The following is a 26,449-nucleotide window of genomic DNA, read 5'->3' as shown; positions in this document are numbered from 1 at the left end:
GTGGCGGGAACTGTGCTATACAGATAGTATGTTGTAACTAAAGTGAGTGATACCATGTCCCGCTACGATCTCGTTGAACGCCTGAATGGCACTTTTCGCCAGATAGAACAACACCTGGCGGCGCTGACGGATAATCTACAGCAGCATTCGCTACTTATCGCCCGAGTCTTTTCACTGCCGCAGGTGACCAAAGAGGCGGAACATGCGCCGCTGGACACTATCGAGGTAACGCAACATCTGGGGAAAGAGGCCGAAACGCTGGCGCTACGTCACTATCGCCATTTGTTTATTCAACAGCAGTCCGAAAACCGCAGCAGTAAAGCCGCCGTCCGCCTGCCTGGCGTCTTATGCTATCAAGTGGATAATGCGACACAGTTAGATCTGGAAAATCAGGTACAGCGCATTAACCAGTTGAAAACCACCTTCGAGCAGATGGTTACGGTAGAGTCCGGTCTTCCCTCAGCGGCACGTTTTGAGTGGGTGCATCGGCATCTACCCGGCTTAATTACGCTGAACGCTTACCGCACGCTGACGCTTATCAATAACCCCGCCACTATACGTTTCGGCTGGGCAAATAAACATATTATTAAAAATTTAAGCCGGGATGAGGTTCTGAGCCAGTTGAAAAAAAGCCTCGCGTCGCCGCGCAGCGTCCCGCCGTGGACGCGCGAACAATGGCAATTCAAGCTGGAACGGGAATATCAGGATATCGCTGCCTTACCGCAGCAGGCCCGACTCAAGATTAAGCGTCCGGTTAAAGTACAGCCGATCGCCCGCATCTGGTATAAAGGCCAGCAGAAACAGGTGCAACACGCCTGCCCCACGCCGATTATCGCATTAATCAACACGGACAACGGCGCTGGCGTGCCGGATATTGGCGGGCTGGAAAACTATGACGCCGATAATATTCAGCACCGTTTTAAACCACAGGCGCAACCGCTGCGACTGATTATTCCGCGACTGCACCTGTATGTGGCGGATTAACGTCCCGGCGTCATACTGCCAACCATTAACTCCGGACGTACCCAGGCGTCGAACTCCTCGTCGCTAAGGTATCCTAATGCCACGGCTGAGGCTTTGAGCGTCAGCCCTTCTTTATGCGCCTTCTTCGCAATCTCCGCCGCTTTATCGTAACCGATGTGCGTATTGAGCGCAGTGACCAGCATCAGCGACTCATTCAGCAACTGCGTAATACGCTCGCGGTTTGGCTCGATTCCTGACGCACAGTGTTGATTGAAGCTCGCCATGCCATCGGCCAGCAGGCGCACCGTTTGCAGAAAATTATGGATAACCATCGGACGATAGACGTTGAGCTCAAAGTTGCCCGATGCGCCCCCCATATTGATGGCCACATCGTTACCCATCACCTGGCAACATAGCATCGTTACCGCTTCACACTGGGTCGGATTCACTTTACCAGGCATAATGGAACTGCCTGGCTCATTCTCCGGGATAGCAATCTCGCCAATGCCGCAGCGCGGGCCGGACGCCAGCCAGCGAACATCGTTGGCGATTTTCATCAGCGAGGCCGCCAGTCCTTTTAATGCGCCATGCGCCTGTACCAACGCGTCACAGGTCGCCAGCGCTTCGAATTTATTCGGGGCGGTAACAAACGGCGCTGCGGTAATCGTCGCCAGTTCCTCGGCCACGCGCCGGGCATATTCCGGGTGGGTATTAAGCCCTGTCCCTACTGCGGTTCCGCCGAGCGCCAGTTCCGCGACGTGCGGTAAACTGTGCTCAATGTGCCTGAGGTTATGTTCCAGCATGGCTACCCAACCGGAAATCTCCTGGCCTAAGGTGAGCGGCGTCGCGTCCTGCAGGTGAGTACGGCCAATTTTGACAATATCGGCGAAAGCGTGGGATTTATCGCGAAGCGTATCCGTTAATGCGGATAATTGCGGGATAAGGTGTTCGCGCAACGCCAGTAACGCCGCCACGTGCATGGCGGTTGGGAACACATCGTTTGAGCTTTGACTCTTATTGACGTCATCATTGGGATGCACCTTGCGTTCCATACCGCGAACGCCGCCCAAAATTTCACTGGCGCGGTTCGCTAACACCTCATTCATATTCATGTTGCTTTGCGTACCGGACCCGGTCTGCCAAATCGCCAGCGGAAACTCATCAGCATGTTTTCCCGCCAGCACTTCATCAGCCGCCTGGATAATCGCGCTGGCTTTTTCCGCCGCCAACAACCCTAAGTCCTGGTTGACCTTCGCAGCGGCGCGCTTGGTCAACGCCAGAGCGTGAATGAGCGAGACGGGCATTTTCTCCGTGGAAATCCGAAAATGCTCCAGCGAACGTTGAGTCTGTGCCCCCCACAGTTTATCTGCCGGGACTTCAATCGCGCCCATTGAATCTTTCTCGCGGCGTACCGTTACCATTACCTGCTCCTTACTCAAGTTGATGAGATCATGTGTCGACATTGCTCACATGTTTGCGGTCTTATGAGTATTAACGATAACAACACAACGGTGTAGACCGGATAAGGCGCTTGCGCCGTTCTCCGGCAAAATAGCGAATCATGTTACCGCCCCGCAGGGCGGCGACATTACTTAACGCAGCGCGCGCACTGCGATGACTGAATCTGCTGGAAGAAATCGTTGCCTTTATCATCCACCAGAATAAAGGCCGGAAAATCCTCCACTTCAATTTTCCAGATAGCCTCCATACCCAGTTCAGGATATTCCACGCACTCCAGGCGCTTGATACTGCCCTGCGCCAGAACGGCTGCCGGGCCGCCGATACTGCCCAGGTAGAAGCCGCCATGTTTCTTACAGGCATCGGTCACCTGCTGGCTGCGGTTGCCTTTCGCCAGCATGATCATACTGCCGCCCTGCGACTGGAGCTGATCAACATAAGAGTCCATCCGTCCTGCGGTAGTCGGCCCAAGCGACCCGGAGGCGTACCCTTCCGGCGTTTTTGCCGGCCCCGCATAATAGATAGGATGATCTTTGATGTACTGCGGCAAACCTTCGCCTCTGTCCATCCGTTCTTTCAGTTTAGCGTGCGCGATATCGCGGCCCACAATAATCGTGCCGTTCAGCGACAGGCGCGTTGATACCGGATACTGCGACAGTTGTTGCAGTATCTCGCTCATGGGACGGTTAAGATCAACGCGCACCGCCTCGCCCTCTCCCGCCTGGCGCAGCGCCTCGGGAATATATTTACCGGGATTGCGCTCCAGCTTCTCGATCCAGATCCCTTCCCGGTTGATCTTCGCTTTAATATTTCGATCCGCGGAGCAGGACACGCCCATACCTACCGGACACGATGCCCCGTGGCGCGGCAATCGGATGACACGAATATCGTGAGCGAAATATTTGCCGCCGAACTGCGCGCCCAAGCCAAGATTTTGCGCCTCAAGCAACAATTCTTTTTCCAGCTCAATATCGCGGAAGGCCTGCCCGTGTTCATTGCCTTCGGTCGGTAGCGCATCATAGTATTTTGCCGAGGCCAGCTTAACGGTCTTCAGGTTCGCTTCCGCCGAGGTGCCGCCAATGACAAACGCAATGTGATACGGCGGACAGGCGGCGGTGCCCAGCGTACGCATCTTATCAACGAGATAATTTTTGAGCTTACCCGGCGTCAGAAGCGCTTTTGTCTCCTGATAGAGGTAGGTTTTATTCGCCGATCCGCCGCCTTTAGCGATACAGAGGAATTTATATTCATCGCCATCGACGCTGTAGAGATCGATCTGCGCCGGCAGGTTAGTACCGGTATTGACCTCTTTGTACATATCCAGCGCCGCGTTTTGCGAATAGCGCAGGTTATCTTCGATATAGGTGTTATATACGCCGCGAGCCAGCGCCGCTTCATCACCTCCGCCAGTCCAGACGCGTTGGCCTTTTTTGCCGACAATAATGGCCGTACCGGTATCCTGGCAGGTGGGCAACACGCCCTTGGCCGCGATATCGGAGTTTCGCAGGAATTGCAGCGCGACATATTTGTCGTTTTCACTGGCCTGCGGATCGCGCAGAATATCCGCCACCTGCTGCTGATGCGCGGGACGTAGCATAAAAGACGCATCGTGGAAGGCCTGACGCGCCAACAGCGTTAGCGCTTCCGGCGCGACTTTCAGGATCTCTTGTCCTTCAAATTCGGCGACGGAAACATGTTCGCTGGTCAACAAGTAGTACTCGGTATCGTCCTTTTTGAGGGGAAAAGGGTCTTGATAAAAGAAGGGTTTGTTTGACATTGTGCTCTCACTTACCGCTCGGTATGGTTATTCTCTGGGCAGGTGTTCCATTGCCCGACTCAAAGCGAGTAACACTATCCTACACAATTTTTTAACAAAAACTGAGACAAGTACGACTTTTTACGCCCGGAGGTTACTTCATGCGGGTTTCTTGGTTTAATACCTCCCATTAATCTCCACATTGAAACAGGGCTTGATAATGCAAAAACTCATTAACTCAGTGCAAAACTATGCCTGGGGAAGTAAAACTGCGTTAACGGAACTTTATGGCATCGCCAATCCGCAGCAGCAGCCAATGGCTGAACTCTGGATGGGCGCGCATCCCAAAAGCAGCTCGCGAATCACCACCGCCAACGGCGAAACCGTCTCCCTGCGTGACGCCATCGAAAAGAATAAAACCGCCATGCTGGGCGAAGCGGTAGCCAACCGTTTCGGCGAACTGCCGTTTCTGTTTAAAGTACTGTGCGCCGCGCAGCCGCTCTCTATTCAGGTGCACCCGAATAAACGCAACTCCGAAATCGGTTTCGCGAAAGAAAATGCGGCGGGTATCCCCATGGATGCCGCAGAGCGGAACTATAAAGATCCTAACCATAAACCAGAGCTGGTTTTTGCCCTGACGCCTTTCCTGGCGATGAACGCGTTCCGCGAATTTTCTGACATTGTCTCTTTACTGCAACCTGTCGCTGGCGCGCATTCCGCTATCGCCCACTTTTTGCAGGCGCCAAACGCTGAACGTCTGAGCCAGCTTTTCGCCAGCCTGTTGAATATGCAAGGCGAAGAAAAATCCCGCGCGTTAGCCGTACTCAAAGCGGCGCTTAACAGCCAGCAAGGCGAACCGTGGCAAACGATCCGCGTGATTTCAGAGTATTATCCTGACGACAGCGGGCTTTTCTCTCCTTTGTTGCTGAATGTGGTCAAACTGAATCCCGGCGAGGCGATGTTCCTGTTTGCCGAAACGCCTCATGCTTATCTGCAGGGCGTTGCGCTGGAAGTCATGGCGAACTCCGATAACGTTCTGCGCGCTGGCCTTACGCCAAAATATATCGACATCCCTGAGCTAGTCGCGAACGTGAAGTTCGAACCTAAACCTGCCGGCGAGTTGCTGACGGCCCCGGTGAAAAGCGGCGCGGAGCTGGACTTCCCAATTCCGGTTGACGATTTTGCTTTTTCACTGCACGACCTGGCGCTTCAGGAGACGAGCATCGGCCAACACAGCGCCGCGATTCTGTTCTGCGTTGAGGGTGAGGCGGTGTTACGTAAAGATGAACAGCGTCTGGTACTGAAGCCGGGTGAATCGGCCTTTATCGGCGCGGATGAGTCTCCGGTTAACGCCAGCGGCACGGGCCGTTTAGCGCGTGTTTATAACAAGCTGTAGCAACGTACTGAATTTTTTAACAACTCTTGCTAAGCTTATAACAGACGTAAAACTCCTCCAGGCGGTTTAATCCGCCTGGTTTCATTTTTATGGACAATTGATATGAAAAAAACACTGGTAGCTGCAGGTGTAGTGATTGCACTTGGCATCGTCTGGACAGGCGGCGCCTGGTATACGGGGAAAAAGCTGGAGAACCATCTTTCAGAAATGGTGACTCAGGCCAATGAACAGCTCAAGCGTACTGCGCCGGAGGCCGGTGTCGAATTAAGTTATCAAAACTACCAGCGTGGCGTGTTCAGTAGCCATCTGCAACTGGTTGTCAAACCGGTTGCCGGCGCAGACAATACCTGGTTGAAGCCCGGGCAAAGCATTGTGCTGGACGAGTCCGTTTCACATGGCCCCTTCCCGCTCGCCCAGCTTAAAACGCTCAATCTGATCCCTTCTATGGCGTCGGTAAAAACCACCCTGGTGAATAACGATGCGGCAAAACCCCTCTTTGATATCGCGAAAGGCGACACGCCCTTTGTTATCAATACCCGCATTGGTTATGGCGGCGATACCCGCTCCGATATCTCTCTCAAGCCGTTAAACTACGAGAATGCCGGTGAAAAGGTCGCCTTTAGCGGCGGCGAGTTCCAGCTTAACGCCGACAAAGACGGTAATGTGGTTTCGCTGTCGGGCAAAGCGCAGAGCGGCCTGGTCGATGCCGTTAACGAATATAATCAGAAGGTACAACTCACCTTTAATAATTTGAAAACAGACGGTACCAGTAAGCTGGCAAGCTTTGGCGAGCGTGTAGGCGATCAAAAGTTAACGCTGGATAAACTGTCCATCGCCATTGAGGGTAAAGAGATGGCGGTGCTGGAAGGGATGGAAATTGCCGGCAAGTCCGATCTCGTCAACGACGGAAAAACCATTAACAGCCAGTTGGATTACTCGCTTAACAGCCTGAAAGTGCAGAATCAGGATTTGGGCAGCGGTAAATTAACGCTGAAAGTCGGTCAAATCGACGGCGAAGCCTGGCACCAGTTTAGTCAGCAATATCATGCGCAAACGCAGGCGCTGTTGAATCAGCCGGACGTGGCGCAGAATCCTGAGCTTTATCAGCAAAAAGTCACTGAAGCGTTCTTTAGCGCTCTCCCCGTGCTGTTAAAAGGCGATCCGGTACTGACTCTGGCGCCGCTTAGCTGGAAAAACGCCAAAGGGGAAACCACGCTGAATCTGTCGCTGTTCCTCAAAGATCCGGCAACCACAACGGCACAACCACAAACGCTGGCGCAGGAAGTCGACCGCTCCGTGAAATCGCTGGATGCGAAACTGGCAATTCCGATGGACATGGCGGTCGAGTTTATGACGCAGATAGCAAAACTGGAAGGCTATCAGCAGGATGATGCGGAAAAACTGGCAAAACAGCAGGTGCAGGGGCTGTCCGCAATGGGTCAGATGTTCCGACTGACAACGCTGAAGGATAATACTATCGCCTCCAGTTTGCAGTACGCCAATGGCCAGATCACGCTCAACGGACAAAAAATGCCGTTGGAAGACTTTGTCGGCCTGTTTGGAATGCCGGCGCTTTCCGTTCCGGACGTTCCGGCGCTGCCTCAACAATAATCGCCTTGCCGGGTGTCGCGACGCTGCACCCGGTCTGCGCCGAACGACGCGCAGCCTCTACTTTTGCGTTACCAGGCGAGCGGCTATCGTTTGACTCCGCACATGGTGCTCGTCGTGAGCAATACGCTGCAATATTCGTTCGGCCAGGGTATAGCCTATTTCTCGCGCCGGCGTACTGGCCCAGATAATCGGCAGGTCGTCGAGGGCGTTCTCCGCCACATCAGCAAACGCCGCCAGCGACACCTGCTGCTCGAAATAACGATCGACACCGCTCTCGCCACTCTGTCGTCCGGCTCTCAGTAGGCCAAACCACGCCCCCATCGCAATGGTTTCGTTGTAACAAACGACAGCGCTAATGGTCGGATTGTATCGCAACAGCGCAGTAATGCTTTCTGCTGCCTGTTTCTGACTGGAAGCGCATTCCACGACCCACTCGCTGTGAAACGGTAGACCGTATTTTAACAACGTCGCACAATAGCCGCCCACGCGCTCCGCACGGGTTAAAGATGCGCTTTGTCCTCCCAGCCAGGCGATGCGCTGATGGCCCTGACGAATAAGGTACTCCGTCAGGAGCTGCGCCGCCTGCATGTTGTCAGGCCGAACGGTATCCGCATCATCAAGATAGCTGGCGCGTGACGCAAACACCACCGGAATTCCTTGTGCGTCGGCCTGCGCTCTCAGCGCTTCGCTACTACCCGCCGCACCGGCGATCACCATGCCATCCACGCCCTGATTAAGCAGCATGGTAAAACGCTGATTTAGCTGTTCGCCATCTTTCCCCCCGTGCAGGAGAAAAACCATACGGCCTTGCGCTTCCAGCGCTTCCGTTAACCCGGCGGTCAATTCGGCATAAAAGGGTGCCGATAAATCACGCACGATCAAACCGATAACGCCGCTTTGCCCGCCACGCAGCGCGGACGCCTGGCGGTTACGCACAAAACCCAGTTGTTCAATTGCCGCGTTCACGCGCTCGCCGGTCGCGGCCGATATTCGCCCCTTGCCGCTCAGCACTAAGGAAACGGTGCTCACCGACACACCAGCCGCCAGCGCAACATCGTGGATAGTGATTTTTTTGGCGATAGCCATGTCAACAAATCGCTCCAGAATCTGACAGATAAAACGTTTTACCTATCCGTTATCTTTATACGCGTTATTATCGGTCAGTAATGTGATTAATGCCGCACTAAAATTTGATAAAACGTTTTATCTTTTCGCCATCATAACCTGACACCGGCCTTTATTAACAAGGAGTCGTTAGATGACGACGAAAACCACGCCAAAAATAACGCTATGGGAATTTTTCCAGCAACTGGGCAAAACGTTTATGTTGCCCGTCGCCTTGCTCTCGTTCTGCGGCATTATGCTCGGTATCGGCAGCTCGCTCAGTAGCCACGACGTTATCACCCTGCTCCCCGTGCTGGGTAATCCCTTGCTACAGGCTATCTTCACCTGGATGAGTAAAGTAGGTTCTTTTGCCTTTAGCTTCCTGCCGGTGATGTTTTGTATCGCGATTCCGCTCGGTCTGGCGCGGGAAAACAAAGGCGTCGCCGCGTTTGCCGGGTTTGTCGGTTATGCGGTCATGAACCTTGCAGTCAACTTCTGGCTCACGGCAAAAGGCATTCTGCCGACCACCGATGCGGCGGTGCTGAAAGCCAATAACGTACAAAATATTCTGGGCATCCCCTCTATCGATACCGGCATCCTCGGCGCCGTTATCGCTGGTATTATTGTCTGGATGCTGCATGAACGGTTTCATACCATTCGTTTGCCGGATGCGCTGGCTTTTTTCGGCGGTACGCGTTTTGTACCTATCGTTTCCGCCGTTGTGATGGGGCTTGTCGGCCTGGTTATCCCGCTCGTCTGGCCGGTTTTTGCGATGGGAATTAGTGGACTGGGTCATATCATCAATAGCGCCGGCGACTTTGGACCGATGATTTTCGGCACCGGCGAGCGCCTGCTGTTGCCTTTTGGTCTGCACCATATTCTGGTAGCGCTGATTCGCTTCACCGAGGCGGGGGGTACGCAAGAGGTATGCGGGCATACCGTGAGCGGCGCATTGACTATTTTCCAGGCCCAACTCAGTTGCCCAACGACGCACGGCTTCTCTGAAAGCGCCACTCGTTTCTTATCGCAAGGCAAAATGCCGGCGTTTCTCGGTGGGTTGCCGGGCGCCGCGCTGGCAATGTACCACTGTGCCCGTCCAGAAAACCGCCCTAAAATTAAAGGATTATTGATTTCCGGTTTAATCGCCTGCGTTGTCGGCGGTACAACGGAGCCGCTGGAATTCCTGTTCCTGTTCGTAGCGCCAGTGCTGTACGTTATTCATGCTCTGCTGACCGGGCTGGGCTTCACCATCATGGCTATTCTCGGCGTCACTATCGGCAATACGGATGGCAATATTATTGACTTTGTGGTGTTTGGCATCCTGCATGGTCTGTCAACAAAATGGTATCTGGTTCCGGTAGTGGCGGCGATTTGGTTTGCGGTTTACTACCTCATTTTCCGCTTCGCCATTACACGCTTTAACCTCAAAACACCGGGGCGCGAAGCGGAGATCGCCACCAGCATTGAAAAAGCGATCGCTGGCGCGCCAGGAAAATCCGGCTACAACGTGCCTGCTATCCTGGCGGCATTAGGCGGCACGGAAAACATCGTGAGTCTGGACAACTGCATCACCCGCCTACGTCTGTCCGTGAAAGATATGTCGCTTGTCGATGTCCAGGCATTGAAGGACAATCGTGCGATAGGCGTCGTACAGCTCAATCAGCATAATTTGCAGGTGGTTATCGGCCCGCAGGTTCAGTCGGTAAAAGATGAAATGGTTGGTCTGATGAATACCGTTCAGGCATAAGGAAGAGATATGTTCGATTTTTCACAGGAAGTTGACCGTCGCGGGACATGGTGTACGCAGTGGGATTATGTCGCCGATCGTTTTGGCGAAGCCGATCTGCTCCCCTTTACGATCTCGGATATGGATTTTGCCACCGCGCCGTGTATCCTGGAGGCGCTAAACCAGCGCCTTTCCCACGGTGTGCTGGGCTATAGCCGCTGGAAAAATGAGGCGTTTTTAGGGGCGATTACCCACTGGTTTGCGACACGCCATCAGACCACGATAGATGCCCACTCCCTCGTATACGGCCCCTCCGTTATCTATATGGCGTCCGCGCTTATCCGCCAGTGGTCCAACGAAGGCGATGGCGTGGTAGTTCATACCCCCGCTTACGATGCTTTTTATAAAGCGATTGAAGGCAACCATCGCATCGTCACTCCCGTCCCGCTGGAGAAAGAAGGCAACGCCTGGTATTGCGATATGGCCAAACTGGAGGCGGCGCTGGCGCGTCCGGAAAGCAAAATCCTGCTGCTGTGCAGTCCGCAAAATCCCACCGGTAAAGTGTGGACGCGTGACGAGCTGGAAACGATGTCAACGCTGTGCGAGCGCCATGGCGTACGGGTGATTTCCGATGAAATTCACATGGATATGGTATGGGGAAACCAGCCGCATATTCCCTGGAGCAATGTCGCGCGCGGAGACTGGGCGCTGCTCTCCTCCGGCTCGAAAAGCTTCAACATTCCGGCATTAACCGGCGCTTATGGAATCATTGAAAATAGTGAAAGCCGTGAACGCTACCTGGTCGCCTTAAAAGGGCGCGACGGCCTCTCTTCGCCAGCGGTGCTCTCGCTCACGGCGCATATTGCCGCGTATCAGCACGGCGCGCCGTGGCTGGATGCGTTACGCGCCTCGCTGGCGGCTAATATGCGCTATATTGAGCAGGCGCTGAATGGCGCCTTTCCGACGTTGAACTGGCAAGCGCCGCCATCGACCTATCTGGCCTGGATTGATCTTCGTTCACTCGGCATTGACGATCAAAAATTACAGCACACGCTCATTCATCAGGAGAAAGTCGCCATTATGCCCGGCGATACCTATGGCGCAGAAGGCCGGGGATTTGTGCGTCTGAATGCCGGATGCCCTCGCCTGAAACTTGAAAAAGGCGTCAACGGATTGATTAACGCTATCCGCACCGTTCGCTGATACCGTCTACAAACGGGGTGTTGACCCTTTATCCTAAGATGCGATAACAGAGACAACCCCCGTGAGCTGACCGGGGCGCGTTAAAGAGAATGATACAAAATTTCTCCCGCGCTCTCGCGAAGTTGCAACGTAATGGCTCCGTTTTTGCAAAATTTCCAGAGCATTATCAATCTGTAGTATAATGGTGCGCACTTTTATTAAAAATTGAGTGCGCCCATGATTGATATTACGCTTCCTTTGACTGACATCCACCGCCACCTTGATGGCAACATTCGCGCCCAAACAATTCTGGATCTTGGTCGGCAGTTCAACATCGCCCTTCCCGCCCAAACGCTGGAAACGCTGATTCCGCATGTCCAGGTCACCTCAACCGAACCCGATTTAGTAAGCTTTCTCACGAAGCTCGATTGGGGGGTAAAAGTCCTGGCATCGCTTGACGCCTGCCGCCGTGTGGCCTTTGAAAATATTGAAGATGCCGCACGTAACGGCATGCATTACGTCGAGCTTCGCTTTTCGCCCGGCTATATGGCGATGGCGCATCAGTTACCGATCGCAGGCGTGGTTGAAGCCGTTATCGACGGAGTACGCGACGGCTGTAACACGTTTGGCGTCGAGGCGCGACTCATTGGCATTATGAGCCGTACCTTCGGCGAGGCGGCATGTTTACAGGAGCTTGATGCGCTGTTGGCGCACAGAGAGAAAATCACCGCGCTGGATTTAGCCGGTGATGAGCTGGGCTTTCCCGGCAGTCTGTTTTTGTCGCACTTTAATCGGGCGCGCGATGCGGGCTGGCATATTACCGTTCACGCTGGCGAAGCCGCAGGGCCGGAAAGTATCTGGCAGGCGATTCGCGAACTGGGGGCCGAACGTATCGGACATGGCGTAAAAGCTGTCGAAGATCGCGCGTTAATGGATTTTCTTGCACAGCAGCGTATCGGTATTGAATCCTGTCTGACCTCGAATATTCAGACCAGTACCGTCGCATCGCTGGCAGATCATCCGCTCAAAACCTTCCTTGAGCATGGCGTTCTCGCCAGTCTTAATACGGACGATCCGGCTGTTCAGGGCGTAGATATTATCCATGAATATCACGTCGCCGCGCCAGCGGCAGGATTGAGCCGCGAACAGATTCGCCAGGCGCAGATTAACGGTCTGGAAATCGCCTTTCTGAGCGATGACGAAAAACGTGCGCTGCGCGAAAAAGTGGCCGCGGCGTAAGATTGCTTTATTGACACTAACGCCCTTCTCCGCCTGCGGTTTAATGCTATCCCAGGCGGAGAAATGCGACATCTCAGGCAAGACACAGCGTCGCGCGATGTTTTGCCGATTCCATGCCCAGTTCAATCAACTCCATAATTTGAATCGCCTGGCTTGCCGGCACGGGATTTTCACCGTTACCGTTTAACGCATCGCGGATGGCGGCATAATATGCCGGATAGTTACCCGGCAACGTAAGCCAGTTCTCTTCTTTGCGCGTCTCTCCCTCAACCAGGGTCAATACGCCGTCACGCATGTCGTATCCCCAGTCTTCCTGCGGTAAACGCTCGCCGTTTTTTAACCGTTCTTCCTGGGGATCGAGGCCATATTTAACATAGCTACCGCGCGAACCATGAACGATGTATCGCGCGGATTCCGCCGCGGCCAGCATCGTACCGTGCAAAATGACGCGGCGCTGGGGGTAGGATAAAATCGCGTGGAAATAATCTGTAGATTGCGCGCCCGGACGCAGTTGCGCTAAATCCACCGTCATGCTGACGGGCAGGCCAAAAAGTTGAATGGCCTGATCCAACAAGTGCGGCGCCAGATCGTACCAGATACCACTTCCCGGCCCGCCTTGTTCGCGCCAGCGGTCGCGCACCTGGGGACGGAATCGATCAAAGTGGGATTCAAACAAGGACACCTCGCCGAGCACGCCATCCGCCAGCAAGGCTTTCAGCGTCAAAAAATCGCTGTCCCAACGTCGGTTGTGGAAGACGGAAAGTACCCGGCCAGTACTCCGCGCAAGCGCATCCAATTCTCGCGCCTGTGACAGTGTCACGGTAAAAGGTTTATCAACCACCACATGCTTACCGGCTTCCAGCGCAGCTTTCGCCAGCGGGAAATGGGTATCGTTGGGCGTCGGGATCACGACCAGGTCGATATGCGGATCGTTAAATAAGTGTCGGGGCTCAGAGACCACGGAGACCGCCGGCCAGTCTGCTTTCACTTTTGTTTCATCGCTGCTGGATACCGCCGCAAGCTCTAGCCCTGGCGTTCCCATAATTAAGGGCGCATGAAAGGTTTTACTGGCGTAGCCATAACCGATTAACCCAACGCGGATTTTGTCATTCATCTCACTGCCTCCGGTTTTAGATATCGCTATTCCACACCATCGTGCGACTAGCCGCAATAGCGTCCTGACCATCAACGTAGCATCAAATGATTAACTTGTTACAGAACAAAGGCTGAAATCGTTTCCCTCCCTCTTGCCGACCGTTCGCCAGGAAAGTAACATTTACCCTCTGGATAAATCAAAGCAAATGTCGTCAATAATGAATCGTCTTATTGAATTAACTGGGTGGATAGTTCTCGTTATCTCAGTCATTCTTTTAGGTATTGCCAACCATATTGACAATTACCAACCACCAGAGCCCACGGCTTCCGTCCAGAAGAAGTAAGCGTCAGATAATGTAAAGGCATTTTCGCGTGGTACGGTAAGCGGCGCCCCGGGGGGTGCAAAGAAAGTCAAAAACCGGCAAAAAAAACGAAATATGTCCTATCTGGTCTGACGTTTATTGCCTGTTGTAGGAAAGCGCGTTAACCTTTCGCCCCAGGCGCCCTGTGGCGCCTGACTCTTTACCGGTAAGAATATTCCCTTTTTACCTGCACCCCTGACCTCTCACTGGTGCGGTTTTGTTTATTTTTTATCAGTGACTACTCCGTTGGCATTATATTAAATATGGATCAACTTTATATGACTGTTCAGGATTATCTATTAAAATTCCGCAAAATTAGTTCGCTCGAAAGTCTGGAAAAACTGTTCGACCACCTTAACTATACCCTTACTGATGACATGGACATTGTTAATATGTATCGCGCTGCAGATCACCGCCGTGCCGAACTGGTTTCCGGAGGACGCCTGTTTGATGTAGGTCAGGTCCCGCAATCCGTCTGGCGCTATGTGCAATAAAGAGAGTAGCGTTTAACATCAAAAACCTTATAATATTTGCCCCAAAATGAGCGGCATGACCGTTAACGCGCGTAACCCCGGAGAAGATATGACTACAACACCGCCACAACGAATTGGAGGCTGGCTTCTTGGCCCGTTAGCCTGGCTGTTAGTCGCGTTGTTGAGCGCCTCGCTGGCGTTATTACTCTACGTTATGGCGCTTGCCACACCGCAAACGTTCAAGACGCTTAGCGGACAGGAAACCGGTAATTTACTGCTATGGGGCATTTCATTTATTACCGCTATCGCCATGTGGTACTATACCCTGTGGTTGACGATCGCATTCTTCAAGCGCAGACGCTGCGTGCCGAAGCATTACATTATCTGGCTGCTGGTGTCGGTGTTACTGGCGGTTAAAGCATTTGCCTTTTCGCCCGTCTCAGATGCCTTTGCCGTGCGTCAGTTACTCTTCCCACTGTTGGCGACGGCGCTCATTGTGCCTTATCTCAAACGTTCAGCGCGCGTTAAAACAACGTTTGTTAATCCGTAATAACCCTACAGTTAACCTGTTGTCGCCTGTGGTAGTTTGACAGATAATAGGCGGCTTTTTTATTTCAGGCCGAAACATGACTGATTACCTGCTGCTCTTTGTCGGAACTGTACTGGTCAATAACTTTGTACTGGTCAAATTCCTGGGCCTTTGTCCCTTTATGGGCGTATCCAAAAAACTGGAAACCGCCATGGGGATGGGCCTCGCGACGACCTTTGTCATGACGCTGGCGTCGATATGCGCCTGGCTTATCGACACCTGGATACTTATTCCGCTGGATCTGATTTATCTGCGGACGCTGGCCTTTATCCTCGTCATTGCTGTGGTCGTGCAATTTACCGAAATGGTTGTACGGAAAACCAGCCCGGCGTTATACCGCTTGTTAGGCATCTTCTTACCACTGATTACCACTAACTGTGCGGTTCTGGGCGTAGCGTTACTGAATATTAATCTCGGTCATCACTTTCTTCAGTCGGCGCTGTACGGATTTTCCGCCGCCGTCGGTTTTTCATTAGTGATGGTTCTGTTTGCCGCCATCCGCGAACGCCTTGCCGTGGCGGATGTGCCCGCCCCTTTTCGTGGTAACGCGATAGCATTGATTACCGCAGGATTAATGTCTTTGGCCTTTATGGGCTTTAGTGGTTTGGTGAAGTTGTAATGAATACTATCTGGATTGCCGTTGGCGCCCTGACCCTTCTGGGCCTGGTGTTCGGCGCCATTCTGGGTTATGCCTCCCGCCGATTCGCGGTTGAAGATGATCCGGTTGTTGAAAAAATCGATGCGATTTTGCCGCAGAGCCAGTGTGGTCAGTGCGGCTATCCCGGCTGCCGCCCCTACGCCGAAGCCGTGGGTCTCCAGGGCGAGAAAATCAATCGTTGCGCGCCCGGCGGCGAAGCCGTCATGCTGAAAATGGCAGAGCTGCTAAACGTAGAGCCGCAACCATGCGATGGTGAAGAACAGCAGGCTGCGCCAGTACGTATGCTGGCAGTTATTGATGAAAATAACTGCATTGGCTGCACAAAATGCATTCAGGCCTGCCCGGTTGACGCCATCGTTGGCGCAACGCGCGCCATGCACACGGTCATGAGCGATCTCTGTACTGGCTGTAATCTGTGCGTCGATCCGTGTCCGACGCACTGCATCGAATTACGTCCGGTGAATGAGACGCCCGACAGTTGGAAATGGGATTTGAACACCATTCCCGTTCGCATCATTCCCGTGGAACAACATGCTTAAACTATTTTCCGCTTTCAGAAAAGATAAAATCTGGGATTTCGACGGTGGTATTCATCCGCCCGAAATGAAGACCCAGTCAAACGGCACGCCGCTGCGCCAGGTGCCTTTAGCGCCGCGCTTCGTTATCCCCTTAAAACAGCACATTGGCGCTGAGGGCGAGCTGTGCGTTAGCGTCGGCGATCGCGTGCTACGCGGCCAGGCGCTTACCCGTGGACGTGGGAGAATGCTGCCGGTACACGCGCCCACCTCCGGGACGGTTATCGCTATTGCCCCCCACTCGACGGCACATCCTTCGGCGCTGGCGGAGTTAAGCGTCATCATTGATGCCGACGGCGAGGACCGCTGGATTGAACGCGAGGGCTGGTCTGATTACCGCGCCCACAGCCGTGAAGCGCTCATTGAACGCATTCATCAGTATGGCGTTGCCGGGCTTGGCGGCGCGGGGTTTCCCACCGGCGTTAAATTGCAGGGCGGCGGCGATAAAATCACCACGCTTATTATCAATGCCGCAGAGTGCGAACCTTACATTACGGCGGACGATCGTTTGATGCAGGACTGCGCCGCGCAGATTGTGGAAGGTATTCGCATCCTGGCGCATATTCTGCAACCGCGTGAGGTATTAATCGGCATTGAAGATAACAAACCGCAGGCTATTTCCATGCTGCGCGCCGTACTGGCTGACGCCCACGATATTTCGTTACGTGTTATCCCAACCAAATACCCTTCCGGCGGCGCAAAACAGCTCACCCAAATACTGACGGGAAAACAGGTTCCCCACGGCGGGCGCTCCTCTGATATTGGCGTGCTGATGCAAAACGTCGGTACGGCTTATGCCGTTAAACGCGCCGTGGTTGACGGCGAACCGATCACAGAACGCGTTGTCACCTTAACGGGTGAAGCGGTAAGCCGTCCGGGTAACGTCTGGGCGCGGCTCGGCACTCCCGTTCGTCATTTGCTTAACGATGCCGGGTTCTGCCCTTCCGCTGACCAGATGGTCATCATGGGCGGCCCGTTGATGGGATTCACCCTTCCCTGGCTTGACGTACCGGTCGTAAAAATCACCAACTGCTTGCTGGCGCCATCCGTGACTGAAATGGGAGCGCCTCAGGAAGAGAAAAGCTGTATTCGTTGCAGTGCTTGCGCTGACGCTTGCCCTGCCGACCTTTTACCGCAGCAGCTTTATTGGTTCAGCAAAGGGCAGCAGCATGACAAGGCTACCGCTCACCATATTGCTGATTGTATAGAATGCGGCGCCTGCGCCTGGGTCTGCCCCAGTAATATTCCGCTCGTCCAATATTTCCGTCAGGAAAAAGCGGAGATTAATGCGATCAGGCTTGAAGAAAAACGCGCCGCCGAAGCCAAAGCACGTTTTGAGGCTCGTCAGGCAAGACTGGAGCGCGAAAAAGCCGCCCGCCTTGCACGTCATAAGAGCGCAGCGGTACAACCAGCGGCAAAAGATCAGGATGCCATTGCCGCTGCGCTGGCGCGGGTAAAAGAGAAACAGGCGCAGGCCACGCAACCGGTGGTTATTCAGGCGGGTAGTCTGCCAGACAATAGCGCCGTCATCGCGGCCCGTGAAGCGCGTAAAGCGCAAGCGCGCGCTAAACAAGCCGCTCATCCGATGGCTGACAGCGCGATACCCGGCGACGACCCGCGTAAAGCTGCAGTGGAGGCAGCCATCGCCCGCGCCAAAGCCCGTAAGCAGGAGCAGCAGGCCGGAAGCGAACCTGCCGAACCGGTCGATCCGCGTAAAGCCGCGGTGGAGGCGGCTATCGCCCGCGCCAAAGCCCATAAGCAGGAGCAGCAGGCCGGAAGCGAACCTGCCGAAGCGGTCGATCCGCGCAAAGCCGCGGTGGAAGCGGCTATCGCCCGCGCCAAAGCCCGCAAGCAGGAGCAGCAGGCCGGAAGCGAACCTGCCGAACCGGTCGATCCGCGCAAAGCCGCGGTGGAAGCGGCTATCGCCCGCGCCAAAGCCCGTAAGCAGGAGCAGCAGGCCGGAAGCGAACCTGCCGAACCGGTCGATCCGCGTAAAGCTGCGGTGGAAGCGGCCATCGCCCGCGCCAAAGCTCGTAAACAGGAGCAGCAGGCCGGAAGCGAACCTGCCGAACCGGCCGACCCGCGTAAAGCCGCGGTTGCTGCGGCGATCGCCCGCGTTCAGGCAAAAAAAGCAGCACAGCAGCAGGTAGTTAACGAGGATTAAATGGTATTCAGAATCGCAAGCTCGCCTTATACCCATAACCAGCGCCAGACATCGCGAATCATGTTGCTGGTATTAATCGCCGCTCTGCCGGGGATTGCCGCGCAGACGTGGTTTTTTGGTTGGGGAACGCTTTTCCAGATCGTTCTGGCTGCCATCACGGCGCTCGTCGCGGAAGCCATTGTCCTTAGACTGCGCAAACAATCGGTCGCCAGTCACCTACAGGATTATTCCGCGTTATTGACGGGGCTTTTGCTGGCGGTCAGCATCCCTCCGCTCGCGCCCTGGTGGATGGTCGTGCTGGGAACCGGATTCGCCATTATTATCGCTAAACAGTTATATGGCGGGCTGGGACAAAACCCCTTTAATCCGGCAATGATCGGTTACGTGGTGCTCTTAATCTCCTTTCCGGTGCAAATGACAAGCTGGTTGCCGCCTTATGAAATAGCCGCAACAACGCCCGATATGCTGGACACGTTGCGGATGATTTTTACCGGGCATACCGCCAGCGGCGGCGATATGACACTGCTACGTATTGGTATTGACGGTATCAGCCAGGCGACGCCGCTGGATACGTTTAAAACGTCCTTGCGCGCCGGGCACTCCGTTGAGCAAATCATGCAGTACCCGATATACAGCGGCGCGCTGGCTGGCGTGGGCTGGCAGTGGATTAACCTCGCCTGGCTTGTCGGCGGCGTATTCCTGCTGTGGCAAAAAGCTATCCGCTGGCATATCCCGGTCAGTTTTCTACTGACGCTGGCGCTATGCGCCGCGTTAGGTTGGCTTTTCTCGCCCGCTACGCTGGCCTCGCCGCAGCTTCATCTGCTGTCAGGCGCCACCATGCTGGGCGCATTTTTTATCTTGACGGATCCGGTTACCGCCTCCACGACCAACCGTGGACGTTTAATTTTCGGCGCGCTGGCTGGGGTATTAGTGTGGCTGATTCGTAGCTTCGGCGGCTATCCGGACGGCGTTGCTTTTGCTGTCCTGTTGGCGAATATCACGGTTCCTCTGATCGACTACTACACGCGCCCCCGCGTCTATGGACATCGCAAAGGATAAACCATGCTGAAAACGATTCGTAAACACGGTATTACACTGGCGCTTTTTGCCGCAGGCTCTACGGGATTGACCGCGGTGATTAATCAGATGACAAAATCAACCATCCACGAACAAGCGCTGCAACAACAGCATGCCCTGTTCGATCAGGTATTGCCGCCAGATCGTTACAATAATAATCTGCAAGATAGCTGTTATCTGGTCGATGCGCCCGCCCTCGGCAAAGGCACGCATCGTGTTTTTATCGCTCGCAAGGATGATAAACCCGTAGCGGCCATCATTGAGGCCACCGCGCCAGATGGCTATTCCGGCGCTATCCAGCTTATTGTTGGCGCAGATTTCAACGGTACCGTCCTGGGGACGCGCGTGACGGAACATCATGAGACGCCAGGGTTAGGTGATAAAATTGAGCGCCGTTTGTCTGACTGGATTACCCACTTTAGCGGTAAAACCATCAGCGGTGAAAATGATACGCACTGGGCGGTGAAAAAGGATGGCGGTGATTTTGATCAATTTACCGGGGCGACAATAACGCCGCGCGCCGTGGTGAATGCGGTTAAACGCGCCGGGCTGTACGCCGAATCACTGCCCGCTCAGCTCCCCCATTTAACCGCCTGTGGAGAATAGCCATGAGCGAAATAAAAGACATTGTTGTTCAGGGGTTATGGAAAAATAACTCTGCTCTGGTGCAGCTACTTGGCCTGTGCCCTTTACTGGCGGTGACGTCTACGGCAACCAACGCTCTGGGGCTGGGTCTGGCCACAACGCTGGTATTAACGCTGACCAACCTTACGGTATCCGCACTACGTCGCTGGACGCCGGCAGAAATCCGTATCCCGATTTACGTTATGATCATTGCCTCGGTGGTAAGCGCAGTACAGATGCTGATCAATGCGTATGCGTTCGGTTTATATCAGTCTTTAGGGATTTTTATTCCGCTGATTGTAACGAACTGCATTGTTGTCGGTCGCGCCGAAGCGTTTGCCGCGAAAAAAGGACCGTGGCTTTCCGCGTTGGACGGTTTTTCCATCGGCATGGGCGCGACAGGCGCGATGTTCGTGCTGGGTTCGCTGCGCGAGATCCTCGGGAATGGTACGCTTTTCGATGGCGCGGATAGCCTGCTGGGAGGCTGGGCAAAAGTATTACGGGTCGAGATATTTCACACCGACTCGCCTTTCCTGCTGGCGATGCTACCGCCAGGCGCGTTTATCGGCCTGGGGCTCATGCTGGCGGTAAAATATCTTATTGATGAAAAAATGAAGAAACGCCGCGCCGAAACCGCGCCTTCCGCTGTTCCGGCAGGTGAAACAGGGAAAGTCTGATGAACAAAGCAAAAAGGCTGGAAATTCTGACGCGCCTGCGCGACAACAATCCGCACCCCACAACGGAACTCAATTTCACGTCGCCGTTTGAGTTGCTGATTGCCGTGTTGCTTTCCGCGCAGGCAACCGACGTCAGCGTGAACAAGGCTACCGCCAAACTTTACCCGGTCGCCAATACGCCAGCCGCGATGCTGGAACTGGGCGTAGAAGGCGTGAAATCCTATATCAAAACCATCGGTTTATTTAACAGTAAAGCGGAAAACGTGATTAAGACCTGCCGTATTTTACTGGACAAGCATAATGGCGAAGTGCCGGAGGATCGGGCGGCGCTGGAAGCGCTTCCCGGCGTGGGGCGTAAAACCGCTAACGTGGTGCTAAATACCGCCTTCGGCTGGCCGACCATCGCCGTTGATACGCATATATTTCGTGTATGCAACCGAACACAGTTCGCGCCGGGTAAAAATGTCGAGCAGGTAGAAGAGAAGTTACTGAAAGTGGTGCCGAATGAGTTCAAAGTGGACTGCCATCACTGGTTAATTTTGCATGGCCGCTATACCTGTATCGCCCGAAAACCCCGCTGCGGCTCCTGCCTCATTGAAGACCTTTGCGAATACAAAGAAAAAGTCGATATTTGATATGCTCGGAGCGCGTCCGTCACGCCAGCGCGCTCCCACCTTCGGCCTGGATCTATTTTAGCCATCAATCATTCCAGTCTCTGTCCTTTTTCTGATGTAATGTGCTTTCGTTTTCCCTCCACGTCAGGTTAATCATTTTTTTAATCGCAAAAATTTCTATCTATCCGTGATCAGGATCACTTTGATAACTTCATGTGAAATTTAATGACATCTAAGGTTACATTTACAACCGGATAGACTGACGCCCCGTTTTCACTACAAAATATTACTCTGCCATTTTTTCAGATAATGGCCTATATCACTGCTTTTCACCTTAAATAGCAGAAGATATCGCCTTTCACCCAAACCAATGGCCTTTTTGCAGTGTAAAAATCTGCCATTCTTCAAATGAAGAAATTTAACGCTGGATAACATTTCTGACATCGGACGATTCAACCAGAAGAGTTATATGTAACAGATTATTACAAAGCTCTTGTCTGGAGAGGAAAGATAGTGAACATTACCTGCCGTTTCCCCTCCAATATAACAATCGGACGGATGAGTCTGACTCATCACGCGCCAGACAATCCCTGTTAATACGGGGCGTAAAAAAGAGGTAAAAGTGTCTACTGCAAACAAAAAACCAACTGAGAGCGTCAGTTTGAACGCTTTCAAACAACCGAAGGCGTTCTATCTCATCTTCTCGATAGAGTTATGGGAGCGTTTTGGTTATTACGGCCTGCAAGGCATTATGGCCGTCTACCTGGTAAAACAACTGGGTATGTCAGAAGCGGATTCCATCACCCTTTTCTCTTCCTTCAGTGCGCTGGTGTACGGCCTGGTCGCCATTGGCGGTTGGTTAGGTGATAAAATTCTGGGCACCAAACGCGTTATTATGCTGGGTGCCGTGGTGCTGGCTATCGGTTATGCGCTGGTCGCATGGTCTGGTCATGACGCTGGCATCGTCTATATGGGCATGGCGGCTATCGCTGTGGGTAACGGTCTGTTTAAAGCTAACCCGTCTTCCCTGCTGTCTACCTGTTACGCGAAGGACGATCCGCGTCTCGACGGCGCATTTACGATGTATTATATGTCCGTCAACATCGGCTCCTTCTTCTCTATGCTGGCGACGCCGTGGCTGGCGGCGCGTTATGGCTGGAGCACCGCGTTTGCGCTTAGCGTCGTCGGTATGCTGATAACCGTCGTTAACTTTGCTTTCTGCCAGCGTTGGGTGAAAAGCTACGGTTCCAAACCCGACTTTGAACCGATCAACTTCCGTAATCTGCTGCTGACAATCGTGGGTATTGTCGTTCTGATTGCGGTCGCCACCTGGCTGCTGCACAACCAGGACATCGCGCGTATGGTGCTGGGCGTAATCGCTCTTGGCATCGTCATTATCTTCGGTAAAGAAGCGTTTTCCATGCACGGCGCGGCTCGCCGTAAAATGATCGTCGCCTTTATTTTGATGCTGCAGGCGATTATCTTCTTCGTACTGTACAGCCAGATGCCGACGTCGCTGAACTTCTTTGCCATTCGTAACGTCGAGCACTCTATTCTCGGTATCGCGTTCGAACCGGAACAGTATCAGGCGCTGAACCCATTCTGGATCATTATCGGCAGCCCGATTCTGGCCGCTATCTATAACAGGATGGGCGATACGCTGCCGATGCCGATGAAATTCGCCATTGGTATGGTGCTGTGTTCCGGCGCGTTCCTGATTCTGCCGCTGGGCGCCAAATTTGCGAACGATGCCGGCATCGTATCCGTAAACTGGCTGATCGCAAGCTACGGCCTGCAAAGTATCGGTGAGCTGATGATCTCCGGTCTGGGACTGGCAATGGTCGCACAGTTGGTTCCGCAGCGTCTGATGGGTTTCATCATGGGTAGCTGGTTCCTGACAACGGCAGGCGCTAACATCATCGGCGGTTATGTCGCCAACCTGATGGCTGTGCCGAGCGACGTGACTGACCCACTGATGTCCCTGGAAGTCTATGGTCGCGTATTTATGCAGATTGGCATAGCAACCGCCGTTATCGCCATCCTGATGCTGCTGACAGCGCCTAAGCTGAACCGTATGACCCAGGACGATGATAACGCTGAAAAAGGCTCTAAAGCCGCTACAGTTTAATTTTCCGGGAAACAACATTCAGGCCGCTAACTGTGCGTTAGCGGCTTTTTTTTTGCTCGTCCCCGCACTACCATACTTTAAACCTCAGCAAAAAGGAGTTACCGATGAAACTGTTCTACAAACCGGGTGCCTGCTCTCTTGCTTCCCATATTACCCTGCGCGAAATTGGCAAAGACTTTACGCTTGATGGCGTCGATCTCGCAAAAAAACGCCTGGAAAACGGTGATGATTACCTGGCAGTCAACCCTAAAGGACAGGTTCCGGCTCTGCTGCTGGATGACGGCACACTGTTGACTGAAGGCGTCGCCATTATGCAGTACCTCGCCGACAGCGTTCCCGACCGCCAGCTTCTGGCGCCGGTAAGTAGTCTTGCTCGCTATCATACGCTGGAATGGCTCAACTATATTGCAACGGAACTGCATAAAGGCTTTACCCCGCTGTTCCGCCCTGACACGCCGGAAACACTTAAACCCGCCGTTCGCGCCGGTCTGGAAAAGAAATTGCAGTATGTGGATGAGTCGCTTTCAGACGACCAGTGGATTTGCGGCCAGCGTTTTACCATTGCAGACGCTTATCTGTTTACCGTATTGCGTTGGGCCTATGGCGTAAAACTGAATATGGACGGGTTAACGCATATTGAAAGTTATATGCAGCGTGTCGCAAAAAGACCGACCGTTGCGGCAGCGCTTAAAGCGGAAGGACTGAATTAATGTCATGTTGCCGGATAGCTCGCTGTAGCGCCATCCGGCCTCTTTTTAGCAGCAATAATTACAGCCGCGTTGCGCTGAAGTAATGTTCAGGGTTAGCGATCCTGTCCTGGGCCGCCACGACCTGCAGTTCGTACTCCTGCATCGTTTTGGTGGCGATCATAATCTCATAGACTGCCGCCGTAACGTGCTCCAGCGCCTGCTGCAACGTCGCGCCCTGCAAAAGTTTGACCAGCAATAAACCACTGGTGACATCGCCAACGCCAACCGGCTGACGTGAGCCGAAATCCACCAGCGGACGGCTAATATGCCAGGCTTCCTGCGCTGTCACCAGCAGCATTTCAAAGCGTTCTGAACTGTAACCGGCGCGGGCGAGATGTTTTACCAGTACAATTTCTGGCCCCTGAGCAATCAGTTCTCGCGCCGCCTGCACGGCGTCATCCACACTATTCACGCTATGTTTGCTGAGAATTTCCAGTTCAATCAGGTTAGGCGCGATAATATCGCTGGCGGGTAGCGCATAACGCACATGGAACTCTGCGACGCCAGGCGCCACGATACAGCCCTTTTCCGGATGCCCCATCACGGGATCGCAGAAATATTTTGCCTGCGGATTTGCTGCTTTAACCTGGCGCACAATACCGAGAATGTGTTCTCCCTGCTCGGCAGATCCCAGGTAACCGCTAAGTACGGCGTCGCAGTGCGCTAACTGGCCAATGTCCGCAATCCCCTGGACAATCTCAGTCAGATGGCTGGGCGGCATGACACAGCCGGTCCATTTACCATATTGCGTGTGGTTAGAAAACTGAACGGTATTCAGCGGCCAAACATTCGCGCCAAGACGGCGCATGGGAAATTCGGCGGCGCTGTTGCCCGCATGTCCGAAAACAACATGGGACTGGATAGCGAGGATATTCTTCATTTTTTTACCTGAACATCAAAAATAAGGGAGTGATTTCTCACTCCCTGTTACTTAATGCCTTATTTCCAGCAAATCAGACAATAGTTCTTTTTGCCGCGACGTAATAAGGTATAGCGGCCAAACAGACGGTCCTCATCGTTAAAGATGTATTCAGGATCGGATTGTTTTTCACCATTGATAGTGACAGCGTTGGAGGCGATAGTCTTACGCGCCTGACCACGTGACGGCTGGAGTTCGGCGTCTACCAGCGCCTGCATCAGATCGGCGCCTTTTTCCATTTCAACCATCGGTACGCCGTCCTGCGCCAACTGCTCAAAGTCAGCTTCGCTCAGCGCGCTCAGTGAACCGCTGAACAGACATTCAGTGATCCGTTTCGCCGCGACCAGCCCTTCTTCACCATGAACCAGGCGCGTCACCTGCTCGGCCAGCACATACTGCGCGCGCGGCGCTTTCCCGCTGTTTTTATCTTCTTCTTCCAGGGCATTGATCTCTTCAATGTCCATAAAAGTGAAGAATTTCAGGAAGCGATAAACATCGGCATCTGCGGTGTTAATCCAGAACTGGTAGAATTTGTACGGACTGGTTTTCTTCGGATCCAGCCAGACAGCGCCGCCTTCGGTTTTACCGAATTTCGTGCCGTCAGCTTTGGTGATCAGTGGAACGGTCAAACCAAATACCTGATTCTGGTGCAGGCGACGGGTCAGGTCGATACCGGAAGTGATGTTCCCCCACTGGTCAGAACCGCCAATCTGTAAGGCAACGCCGTGCAGTTTATTCAAACAAGCGAAGTCGTACCCCTGTAGCAGGTTATAAGAGAACTCCGTGAAAGAGATACCCTGATCGTCACGGTTCAGACGCTGCTTCACCGCTTCTTTGTTGATCATCTGATTAACGGAAAAATGTTTACCGATATCGCGCAGGAAAGTCAGCACATTCATGCTGCCGAACCAGTCATAGTTATTGGCCGCGATAGCGGAGTTTTCGCCGCAATCAAAGTCCAGGAATGGGGCAACCTGTTTACGAATTTTCGCCACCCACTCCTGAACGGTCTCTTCAGTGTTCAGTTTACGCTCGGCGGCTTTGAAGCTCGGGTCGCCAATCAGACCGGTCGCGCCGCCTACCAGCGCAACAGGTTTGTGCCCTGCCTGCTGGAAGCGTTTCAGGCATAACAATGGAACCAGATGCCCCAAATGCAAGCTGTCAGCGGTAGGATCGAAGCCGCAATAGAGCGCGATCGGGCCTTGCGCCAGTCGCTCTGCCAACGCGTCTTCGTCCGTCACCTGGGCTACCAGCCCCCGCTCTTGCAATTGTTTAATCAAGTTACTGCTTGCCATCAAAATCTCCATGTA

Annotated in this window: 24 protein-coding genes; 18 read left to right on the top strand and 6 right to left on the bottom strand. The window is 53.6% G+C overall.

Features of this window, described 5'->3' with window-relative positions; genetic code table 11:
* The first annotated feature begins 54 nt into the window (after positions 1–54).
* On the top strand, positions 55–984 hold the full coding sequence (gene tus / locus OLG56_RS10520; protein ID WP_000092497.1) for a DNA replication terminus site-binding protein: 930 nt from the start codon (positions 55–57) through the stop codon (positions 982–984).
* Here tus and fumC read toward each other — a convergent pair.
* Entirely contained in the window at positions 981–2,384 is a 1,404-nt protein-coding gene (gene fumC / locus OLG56_RS10515; protein WP_000259117.1) for a class II fumarate hydratase, read from the bottom strand. The genes tus and fumC overlap by 4 nt on opposite strands.
* Positions 2,385–2,551: 167 nt before the next feature.
* The gene (fumB, locus tag OLG56_RS10510; RefSeq protein WP_000066609.1) at positions 2,552–4,198 is read right to left on the bottom strand and encodes a class I fumarate hydratase; all 1,647 of its coding nucleotides are present in this window, start codon (positions 4,196–4,198) and stop codon (positions 2,552–2,554) included.
* 199 nt (positions 4,199–4,397) lie between these two features.
* Between fumB and manA the strand changes: the two genes are divergently transcribed.
* Both manA and OLG56_RS10500 read left to right on the top strand, forming a co-directional pair.
* Entirely contained in the window at positions 4,398–5,573 is a 1,176-nt protein-coding gene (gene manA, locus OLG56_RS10505) for a mannose-6-phosphate isomerase (RefSeq protein ID WP_001170622.1), read from the top strand.
* A 102-nt stretch (positions 5,574–5,675) separates the two neighbouring features.
* Entirely contained in the window at positions 5,676–7,184 is a 1,509-nt protein-coding gene (locus OLG56_RS10500) for a YdgA family protein (protein WP_061377339.1), read from the top strand.
* 57 nt (positions 7,185–7,241) lie between these two features.
* Here OLG56_RS10500 and OLG56_RS10495 read toward each other — a convergent pair whose 3' ends face one another.
* Positions 7,242–8,270 (bottom strand): Mal regulon transcriptional regulator MalI, encoded by a 1,029-nt coding sequence (locus tag OLG56_RS10495; protein ID WP_000951918.1) that lies wholly within the window; start codon positions 8,268–8,270, stop codon positions 7,242–7,244.
* 172 nt (positions 8,271–8,442) lie between these two features.
* On the opposite strand from OLG56_RS10495, the gene malX reads away from it, so the two are divergent.
* The 3 genes from malX to add all read left to right on the top strand — a co-directional run bounded on the left by malX (position 8,443) and on the right by add (position 12,435).
* Entirely contained in the window at positions 8,443–10,035 is a 1,593-nt protein-coding gene (gene malX / locus OLG56_RS10490) for a maltose/glucose-specific PTS transporter subunit IIBC (RefSeq protein ID WP_000208903.1), read from the top strand.
* Between the two features lie 9 nt (positions 10,036–10,044).
* Positions 10,045–11,217: a MalY/PatB family protein gene (locus OLG56_RS10485; protein ID WP_061377340.1), complete on the top strand. Its 1,173-nt coding sequence runs from the start codon at positions 10,045–10,047 to the stop codon at positions 11,215–11,217.
* 216 nt (positions 11,218–11,433) lie between these two features.
* Positions 11,434–12,435: an adenosine deaminase gene (add, locus tag OLG56_RS10480; RefSeq protein ID WP_061377341.1), complete on the top strand. Its 1,002-nt coding sequence runs from the start codon at positions 11,434–11,436 to the stop codon at positions 12,433–12,435.
* 73 nt (positions 12,436–12,508) lie between these two features.
* Here add and OLG56_RS10475 read toward each other — a convergent pair whose 3' ends face one another.
* The gene (locus OLG56_RS10475) at positions 12,509–13,549 is read right to left on the bottom strand and encodes an oxidoreductase (RefSeq protein ID WP_024154894.1); all 1,041 of its coding nucleotides are present in this window, start codon (positions 13,547–13,549) and stop codon (positions 12,509–12,511) included.
* Between the two features lie 199 nt (positions 13,550–13,748).
* Between OLG56_RS10475 and blr the strand changes: the two genes are divergently transcribed.
* From blr to gstA, 12 genes are all read left to right on the top strand, one after another.
* The gene (blr, locus tag OLG56_RS10470) at positions 13,749–13,874 is read left to right on the top strand and encodes a division septum protein Blr (protein WP_001708800.1); all 126 of its coding nucleotides are present in this window, start codon (positions 13,749–13,751) and stop codon (positions 13,872–13,874) included.
* A gap of 296 nt (positions 13,875–14,170) precedes the next feature.
* The gene (gene ydgT, locus OLG56_RS10465; RefSeq protein WP_000217946.1) at positions 14,171–14,386 is read left to right on the top strand and encodes a transcription modulator YdgT; all 216 of its coding nucleotides are present in this window, start codon (positions 14,171–14,173) and stop codon (positions 14,384–14,386) included.
* A gap of 88 nt (positions 14,387–14,474) precedes the next feature.
* A complete protein-coding gene (locus OLG56_RS10460) occupies positions 14,475–14,915 on the top strand; it encodes a DUF2569 domain-containing protein (RefSeq protein WP_000214061.1) in 441 nt (146 codons plus the stop codon).
* A gap of 76 nt (positions 14,916–14,991) precedes the next feature.
* Positions 14,992–15,573, top strand: a complete 582-nt coding sequence (gene rsxA / locus OLG56_RS10455; protein ID WP_000133179.1) for an electron transport complex subunit RsxA — start codon at positions 14,992–14,994, stop codon at positions 15,571–15,573.
* Positions 15,573–16,151, top strand: coding sequence for an electron transport complex subunit RsxB (rsxB, locus tag OLG56_RS10450; RefSeq protein WP_001092600.1), 579 nt, complete (start codon positions 15,573–15,575; stop codon positions 16,149–16,151). Before rsxA ends, rsxB begins: the two co-directional genes overlap by 1 nt.
* Entirely contained in the window at positions 16,144–18,351 is a 2,208-nt protein-coding gene (gene rsxC / locus OLG56_RS10445) for an electron transport complex subunit RsxC (RefSeq protein WP_061377343.1), read from the top strand. Before rsxB ends, rsxC begins: the two co-directional genes overlap by 8 nt.
* On the top strand, positions 18,352–19,410 hold the full coding sequence (gene rsxD, locus OLG56_RS10440) for an electron transport complex subunit RsxD (protein ID WP_000231889.1): 1,059 nt from the start codon (positions 18,352–18,354) through the stop codon (positions 19,408–19,410). It begins immediately after the preceding gene.
* Between the two features lie 3 nt (positions 19,411–19,413).
* Positions 19,414–20,034 carry an electron transport complex subunit RsxG gene (rsxG, locus tag OLG56_RS10435; protein ID WP_000920817.1) on the top strand — a complete coding sequence of 207 codons (621 nt, stop codon included), beginning with the start codon at positions 19,414–19,416 and terminating at the stop codon, positions 20,032–20,034.
* 2 nt (positions 20,035–20,036) lie between these two features.
* Positions 20,037–20,729 (top strand): electron transport complex subunit E, encoded by a 693-nt coding sequence (locus tag OLG56_RS10430; RefSeq protein WP_001289628.1) that lies wholly within the window; start codon positions 20,037–20,039, stop codon positions 20,727–20,729.
* Positions 20,729–21,364, top strand: a complete 636-nt coding sequence (nth, locus tag OLG56_RS10425) for an endonuclease III (RefSeq protein WP_001030318.1) — start codon at positions 20,729–20,731, stop codon at positions 21,362–21,364. The genes OLG56_RS10430 and nth overlap by 1 nt, the downstream gene beginning before the upstream one ends.
* A 601-nt stretch (positions 21,365–21,965) precedes the next feature.
* Positions 21,966–23,471 (top strand): dipeptide/tripeptide permease DtpA, encoded by a 1,506-nt coding sequence (gene dtpA / locus OLG56_RS10420; protein WP_000100909.1) that lies wholly within the window; start codon positions 21,966–21,968, stop codon positions 23,469–23,471.
* A 104-nt stretch (positions 23,472–23,575) separates the two neighbouring features.
* The gene (gene gstA / locus OLG56_RS10415) at positions 23,576–24,181 is read left to right on the top strand and encodes a glutathione transferase GstA (RefSeq protein WP_000765727.1); all 606 of its coding nucleotides are present in this window, start codon (positions 23,576–23,578) and stop codon (positions 24,179–24,181) included.
* Positions 24,182–24,239: 58 nt separating this feature from the next.
* On the opposite strand, the gene pdxY is transcribed toward gstA, so the two are convergent.
* Both pdxY and tyrS read right to left on the bottom strand, forming a co-directional pair.
* On the bottom strand, positions 24,240–25,100 hold the full coding sequence (pdxY, locus tag OLG56_RS10410) for a pyridoxal kinase PdxY (protein ID WP_000789740.1): 861 nt from the start codon (positions 25,098–25,100) through the stop codon (positions 24,240–24,242).
* Positions 25,101–25,159: 59 nt separating this feature from the next.
* Entirely contained in the window at positions 25,160–26,434 is a 1,275-nt protein-coding gene (gene tyrS / locus OLG56_RS10405) for a tyrosine--tRNA ligase (protein WP_000168626.1), read from the bottom strand.
* Positions 26,435–26,449: the final 15 nt, after the last annotated feature.

The organism is Salmonella sp. 2018103, assembly GCF_026247685.1.
In the GTDB taxonomy this organism is placed as follows: Bacteria; Pseudomonadota; Gammaproteobacteria; order Enterobacterales; family Enterobacteriaceae; genus Salmonella; species Salmonella enterica.
The sequence above is the reverse complement of the archived record's forward strand: the minus strand, read 5'-3'. Positions and strand labels throughout refer to the sequence as shown.

Bases quoted from the DNA above. Each gene is read 5' to 3' on its own strand.
- OLG56_RS10430 (WP_001289628.1), top strand. From the start codon at position 20,037: ATGAGCGAAATAAAAGACATTGTTGTTCAGGGGTTATGGAAAAATAAC.
- rsxG (WP_000920817.1), top strand. From the start codon at position 19,414: ATGCTGAAAACGATTCGTAAACACGGTATTACACTGGCGCTTTTTGCC.
- ydgT (WP_000217946.1), top strand. From the start codon at position 14,171: ATGACTGTTCAGGATTATCTATTAAAATTCCGCAAAATTAGTTCGCTC.
- tyrS (WP_000168626.1), bottom strand. From the start codon at position 26,434: ATGGCAAGCAGTAACTTGATTAAACAATTGCAAGAGCGGGGGCTGGTA.
- OLG56_RS10460 (WP_000214061.1), top strand. From the start codon at position 14,475: ATGACTACAACACCGCCACAACGAATTGGAGGCTGGCTTCTTGGCCCG.
- OLG56_RS10500 (WP_061377339.1), top strand. From the start codon at position 5,676: ATGAAAAAAACACTGGTAGCTGCAGGTGTAGTGATTGCACTTGGCATC.
- fumC (WP_000259117.1), bottom strand. From the start codon at position 2,384: ATGGTAACGGTACGCCGCGAGAAAGATTCAATGGGCGCGATTGAAGTC.
- rsxD (WP_000231889.1), top strand. From the start codon at position 18,352: ATGGTATTCAGAATCGCAAGCTCGCCTTATACCCATAACCAGCGCCAG.
- manA (WP_001170622.1), top strand. From the start codon at position 4,398: ATGCAAAAACTCATTAACTCAGTGCAAAACTATGCCTGGGGAAGTAAA.
- fumB (WP_000066609.1), bottom strand. From the start codon at position 4,198: ATGTCAAACAAACCCTTCTTTTATCAAGACCCTTTTCCCCTCAAAAAG.
- tus (WP_000092497.1), top strand. From the start codon at position 55: ATGTCCCGCTACGATCTCGTTGAACGCCTGAATGGCACTTTTCGCCAG.
- OLG56_RS10495 (WP_000951918.1), bottom strand. From the start codon at position 8,270: ATGGCTATCGCCAAAAAAATCACTATCCACGATGTTGCGCTGGCGGCT.
- pdxY (WP_000789740.1), bottom strand. From the start codon at position 25,100: ATGAAGAATATCCTCGCTATCCAGTCCCATGTTGTTTTCGGACATGCG.
- rsxC (WP_061377343.1), top strand. From the start codon at position 16,144: ATGCTTAAACTATTTTCCGCTTTCAGAAAAGATAAAATCTGGGATTTC.
- gstA (WP_000765727.1), top strand. From the start codon at position 23,576: ATGAAACTGTTCTACAAACCGGGTGCCTGCTCTCTTGCTTCCCATATT.
- malX (WP_000208903.1), top strand. From the start codon at position 8,443: ATGACGACGAAAACCACGCCAAAAATAACGCTATGGGAATTTTTCCAG.
- add (WP_061377341.1), top strand. From the start codon at position 11,434: ATGATTGATATTACGCTTCCTTTGACTGACATCCACCGCCACCTTGAT.
- blr (WP_001708800.1), top strand. From the start codon at position 13,749: ATGAATCGTCTTATTGAATTAACTGGGTGGATAGTTCTCGTTATCTCA.
- rsxB (WP_001092600.1), top strand. From the start codon at position 15,573: ATGAATACTATCTGGATTGCCGTTGGCGCCCTGACCCTTCTGGGCCTG.
- OLG56_RS10485 (WP_061377340.1), top strand. From the start codon at position 10,045: ATGTTCGATTTTTCACAGGAAGTTGACCGTCGCGGGACATGGTGTACG.
- OLG56_RS10475 (WP_024154894.1), bottom strand. From the start codon at position 13,549: ATGAATGACAAAATCCGCGTTGGGTTAATCGGTTATGGCTACGCCAGT.
- rsxA (WP_000133179.1), top strand. From the start codon at position 14,992: ATGACTGATTACCTGCTGCTCTTTGTCGGAACTGTACTGGTCAATAAC.
- nth (WP_001030318.1), top strand. From the start codon at position 20,729: ATGAACAAAGCAAAAAGGCTGGAAATTCTGACGCGCCTGCGCGACAAC.